Source organism: Azotobacter beijerinckii (assembly GCF_900110885.1).
GTDB classification, from domain to species: domain Bacteria; phylum Pseudomonadota; class Gammaproteobacteria; order Pseudomonadales; family Pseudomonadaceae; genus Azotobacter; species Azotobacter beijerinckii.
This window is the reverse complement of record NZ_FOFJ01000121.1, coordinates 1-4,572: the sequence shown is the minus strand read 5'-3', so window position 1 is coordinate 4,572 and position 4,572 is coordinate 1. Positions and strand designations below refer to the sequence as shown.

General features: G+C 65.5%; 8 protein-coding genes. All 8 read left to right on the top strand.

Translation table 11 applies throughout. The features are described 5' to 3' along the window. On the top strand, nucleotides 1-603 hold a 603-nt coding region (locus BMY22_RS22730), incomplete at its 5' end, for an OprD family outer membrane porin (protein WP_143068624.1). A gap of 147 nt (nucleotides 604-750) precedes the next feature. Further along, on the top strand, nucleotides 751-1,089 hold the full coding sequence (locus tag BMY22_RS22725) for a hypothetical protein (protein ID WP_090625578.1): 339 nt from the start codon (nucleotides 751-753) through the stop codon (nucleotides 1,087-1,089). A 17-nt stretch (nucleotides 1,090-1,106) separates the two neighbouring features. Beyond that, entirely contained in the window at nucleotides 1,107-1,892 is a 786-nt protein-coding gene (dmpE, locus tag BMY22_RS22720) for a 2-oxopent-4-enoate hydratase (RefSeq protein WP_090625577.1), read from the top strand. Nucleotides 1,893-1,905: 13 nt separating this feature from the next. Beyond that, nucleotides 1,906-2,694, top strand: a complete 789-nt coding sequence (gene dmpH / locus BMY22_RS22715; RefSeq protein ID WP_090625575.1) for a 2-oxo-3-hexenedioate decarboxylase — start codon at nucleotides 1,906-1,908, stop codon at nucleotides 2,692-2,694. Between the two features lie 16 nt (nucleotides 2,695-2,710). Beyond that, nucleotides 2,711-2,902, top strand: a complete 192-nt coding sequence (locus tag BMY22_RS22710; protein ID WP_139204205.1) for a tautomerase family protein — start codon at nucleotides 2,711-2,713, stop codon at nucleotides 2,900-2,902. A gap of 46 nt (nucleotides 2,903-2,948) precedes the next feature. After that, complete coding sequence (locus BMY22_RS22705; RefSeq protein WP_090625574.1) at nucleotides 2,949-3,908, top strand: acetaldehyde dehydrogenase (acetylating); 960 nt, start codon at nucleotides 2,949-2,951, stop codon at nucleotides 3,906-3,908. A gap of 29 nt (nucleotides 3,909-3,937) precedes the next feature. Beyond that, complete coding sequence (locus BMY22_RS22700) at nucleotides 3,938-4,252, top strand: 2Fe-2S iron-sulfur cluster binding domain-containing protein (RefSeq protein WP_090625572.1); 315 nt, start codon at nucleotides 3,938-3,940, stop codon at nucleotides 4,250-4,252. A gap of 8 nt (nucleotides 4,253-4,260) precedes the next feature. Then, on the top strand, nucleotides 4,261-4,572 hold a 312-nt coding region (locus BMY22_RS22695; protein ID WP_208599382.1), incomplete at its 3' end, for a VOC family protein.

The following is a 4,572-nucleotide window of genomic DNA, read 5'->3' as shown; positions in this document are numbered from 1 at the left end:
CGCACCACGCTCAGTTTCTGGCAGGGCCAACTGGAGGACATCTACCAGCAGCGCTTCTACGGCATCAAGCATGCCCTGCCGCTGGGCGCCTGGACGCTGTCCTCGGACATCGGCTACTTCACCGCCACGGAGGACGGCCACAGCAAGGTCGGCAACCTCGACAACCAGCTGGCCTACGGGCTGTTTTCGGCCAAATACAAGGGCCACACCTTCCACGTCGGCTACCAGGGGGTCTACGGCGACGACGGTTTCCTGCGCATCGGCGACACCCTCTCGCCGCTCGGCAACGAGCTGCCGACCTACCAGTTCTCCGCGCCGGACGAGCGCTCCTGGCAGATCCGCTACGACTTCGACTTTGCCGGCGTCGGCCTGCCCGGCCTGACCAGCACCGTGCGCTACGTCAAAGGCGACAACGTCGATACCGGTGCGCGCGGCTTCGAGGGCGAGGACTGGGAGCGCGACCTCGACCTGGCCTACACCATCCAGAGCGGCCCGCTGAAGAACGTCAGTATCCGCTGGCGCAACGCGACGGCTCGCTCCAACTATGCCACCGACATCGATGAGAACCGTCTGATCGTCAACTATCCGATCAAGTTGTTTTAGTCGCCTTTATCCGCAACTCCCTGTGGGGGTGCAATTAACGCCAGGCCGTATGGGCATGGCGGGAAGTTGAAAGAAACAGGCTGCCGAACTGTTCCGCACAACGTTTTCAAAGTTTCAGGGTTATCTGCTCGGGAGGGCAATGCATAAATGCGAAACAGACTGTTGTCGTTTTGGTTGATGATCGTAAAAGACCGCCTTTTCGTCTTCGGCCAATTGCGCCCAAGCGAAAACCGGATGTCCGGCAAGAACATTTTCTTTAGCGCGGGCCGGCAACTTCCGGCTGCAGAGCAAGGCAATCGCCTGATGTGCCGGAAGTTCTTCGGCAATCGCGAAGAGCGAAATTCATCGATGCCTTATAGGCATCGTTTGGTGACTAGATTCGATTGGACGGCATTGTTGGCCCTGTTTACCTTCCAGCCACTCCCGACGCGTTCCGCTCCTGGCGGGCGCCTCGATACCGACAGCCCTTTCGTCATTCACGCTTAGTCCGCAGGAAAACCACTATGCGCCAAGCCCTGCTCAATCAATACGCCGACGAACTCTACCGCTCGCTCAAGGACCGTCGTCCCATCGCCCCGCTGACCGAGCGCGATCCCGACCTCACCCTGGAAGAGGCCTACCAGATCCAGCTGCGCCTGATCGCCCGGCGCCTGGACGCCGACGGCGAGACCGTGATCGGCAAGAAGATCGGCGTCACCAGCCGGGTGGTCATGGACCTGCTCAAGGTCGACCAGCCCGACTTCGGCCACCTGACCTCCGGCATGCTCCGCGAGGACGGCGCGGCCATCGAGGCTGCCGGCCTGATCGCGCCGAAGGCCGAGGGCGAGATCGCCTTCGTGCTCAAGCACGAGCTGGCCGGTCCGGGAGTGACCGTCGCCGACGTGCTGCGCGCCACCGAGTACGTGGTGCCCTGCTTCGAGATCGTCGATTCGCGGATCGCCGACTGGAAGATCAAGATCCAGGACACCGTGGCCGACAACGCCTCCTCGGCGCTGTTCGTGCTCGGCGACGCCGCCGTCGATCCGCGCCGGCTGGATCTGGGCGTGGTCGGCATGACCCTCGAACTCAACGGCGAGATCGCCGCCACCGGCGCCGGCGCCGCCGCGCTGGGCCATCCGGCCAACGCCGTGGCCTGGCTGGCCAACACCCTCGGCCGCCTGGAAGTGCCGCTCAAGGCCGGCGAGGTGATCCTCTCCGGCTCCCTCTCCACCATGCTGCCGGTCAAGGCCGGCGACAACCTGCGCATCAGCATCGGCGGCATCGGCTCGGCCGGCGTGCGTTTCGTCTGACAGGAGAATTACGATGAATCTCGACCCGCAAACCATCGCGCGCCTCGCCGCCCACCTCGACGCCGCCGAAACCGAGCGTCGCGAGGTCCACAAGATCACCGACGATTACCCGGACATGGACTGGGAGGACGCCTACGCCATCCAGGACGCCCTGCGCGCGCTCAAGGAAGCCCGCGGCGTGCGCGTCGCCGGCCTGAAGATGGGCCTGACCTCCCACGCCAAGATGCGCCAGATGGGCGTCGTCGATCCGGTCTACGGCTTCATCACCGACTACGGCGCAGTGGCCGACGGCGGCGAGATCGACACCAAAAGCCTGATCCATCCCAAGGTCGAGGCGGAGATCGCCTTCGTCACCAAGCGTCCCCTGCGCGGCCCGGGCTGCCACATCGGCACCGTGCTGGCGGCCACCGACTTCATCCTGCCGGCGGTGGAGATCATCGATTCGCGCTACGAGAACTTCCGCTTCGACCTCAAGAGCGTGATCGCCGACAACACCTCGTCCGCGCGCTACGTGCTGGGCGGTACCCACCGCAACGCCGAAGGCATCGACCTGAAGAACCTCGGCGTGGTGATGGAGAAGAACGGCGAGGTGGTGGCCATGGCCTCCGGCGCCGCGGTGCTCGGCCACCCGGCGCAGAGCGTGGCGATGCTGGCCAACATGCTCGGCGCCCGCGGCCGGGAGATTCCCGCCGGCACCCTGATTCTCACCGGCGGGGTCACCGAAGCGGTGGCCGTGGCCGCCGGCGACAACGTCACTGTGCGCTACCAGCATCTGGGCAGCGTCTCGATGCGTTTCGTCTGACCACGAGGAAAATACCATGCCCATCATGCAGGTTTACCTGATCGAAGGCCGCAGCGAAGAGCAGAAGGCCCGCCTGATCGACGCCCTGACCCGTGCCACCGTGGATGCCATCGACGCGCCGATCGAGAGCGTGCGGGTGGTGATCACCGAGGTCCCCAGTACGGATTTCGGCATTGCCGGCCAGACCGCCAAGCAGCGCGGCCGCTGAGCGCGCCGCCCGACATCCAGCACAATGACAAGAGTCGAGGTTTTCCGTGGATAACTCTTCGCCCCGTTGCAAGGTTGCGATCATCGGTTCGGGCAACATCGGCACCGACCTGATGATCAAGGTGCTGCGTAATGGCAAGCACCTGGAAATGGGCGCCATGGTCGGTATCGACCCGGCGTCCGACGGTCTGGCCCGCGCCAAGCGGCTCGGCGTCGCCACCACCGCGCAAGGCGTGGAAGGCCTGCTGGCGCTGCCGGAGTTCAAGGACATCGGCATCGCCTTCGACGCCACCTCGGCCGGCGCCCACGCCCACCACAACCGCCTGCTCCAGGAGCACGGCGTGCGGGTCATCGACCTGACCCCGGCGGCCATCGGCCCCTACGTGGTTCCGGCGATCAACCTGGACGCCGAACTCGATGCGCCGAACATCAACATGGTCACCTGCGGCGGCCAGGCGACCATTCCGATGGTCGCCGCGGTGTCCCGCGTGGCCAAGGTCCACTACGCCGAGATCGTCGCCTCGATCGCCAGCAAGTCGGCCGGTCCCGGCACCCGCGCCAACATCGACGAGTTCACCGAGACCACTTCCAAGGCCATCGAGGTGATCGGTGGGGCGCAGAAGGGCAAGGCGATCATCGTCCTCAACCCGGCCGAGCCGCCCTTGATCATGCGCGACAGCGTGTTCGTGCTCTCCGAGCCGGCCGACCGCGACGCGATTGTCGCCAGCGTCAAGGAGATGGTCGCCAGCGTGCAGCGTTACGTGCCGGGCTACCGGCTCAAGCAGGAGGTGCAGTTCGAGCTGCTCGAGGCGCCGGCCAACGTGCCGGGCGTCGGGATGGTCTCGGGCCTCAAGACCTCGATCTTCCTGGAAGTGGAGGGGGCGGCCCACTACCTGCCGGCCTATGCGGGCAACCTCGACATCATGACCTCCGCGGCGCTGTCCTGCGCCGAGCGGCTGGCCGAGCGCGGCAAGGTACGCAACCTGCTGCCGTCGGCGCTGGTGTAGGCGGCAGGCCAGGGCGCGCGGGAAAGGCTATGAGCCGGCCTCATCGCGTCCTCGAGCAGGTCAGTGGCGAGGTGGTTGACGTGCGGCCTGGCGAATCGCTGCTGCGCGCCATGGAGCGCCAGGGAAAGAGGTGCATACCGGTCGGTTGCCGGGGCGGCGGCTGCGGAGTCTGCAAGGTCCGCATCGTTTCCGGCCGGTTCGACCACGGGCTCATGAGTTGCAGCCATGTGGACGTCGGCCAGCGCCGCCAGGGCCTGGCCCTGGCCTGCCGGCTGTTTCCGCTGGGCGATTCCGAGGTACAGGCATGCGGCGAACCAGGCCGCGCGACCCCAGAACAACAATAGGTGTCATCATGAAAAAAGGTGTAATGCGTCCGGGCCATATCCAGCTGCGCGTGCTGGACATGCAGGCTGCCCTGCAACACTACGTCGATCTGCTCGGGCTGATCGAGATGGACAAGGACGACCAGGGCCGCGTCTATCTCAAGGGCTGGACCGAAATCGACAAGTTCTCGGTGGTGCTGCGCGAGGCCGACGAGCCGGGCATGGATTTCCTCGGCTTCAAGGTCGTCGACGACGCCACCCTCTGCCGCCTGAGCGAGGAACTGGCCGCCTTCGGCTGCCAGGTGGAAAACCTGCCGGCCGGCGAACTCAAGGGCTGCGGC

Coding starts and splice junctions, on each gene's coding strand:
- BMY22_RS22710 (WP_139204205.1), top strand. CDS start 2,711: ATGCCCATCATGCAGGTTTACCTGATCGAAGGCCGCAGCGAAGAGCAG.
- BMY22_RS22700 (WP_090625572.1), top strand. CDS start 3,938: ATGAGCCGGCCTCATCGCGTCCTCGAGCAGGTCAGTGGCGAGGTGGTT.
- BMY22_RS22725 (WP_090625578.1), top strand. CDS start 751: ATGCGAAACAGACTGTTGTCGTTTTGGTTGATGATCGTAAAAGACCGC.
- dmpE (WP_090625577.1), top strand. CDS start 1,107: ATGCGCCAAGCCCTGCTCAATCAATACGCCGACGAACTCTACCGCTCG.
- dmpH (WP_090625575.1), top strand. CDS start 1,906: ATGAATCTCGACCCGCAAACCATCGCGCGCCTCGCCGCCCACCTCGAC.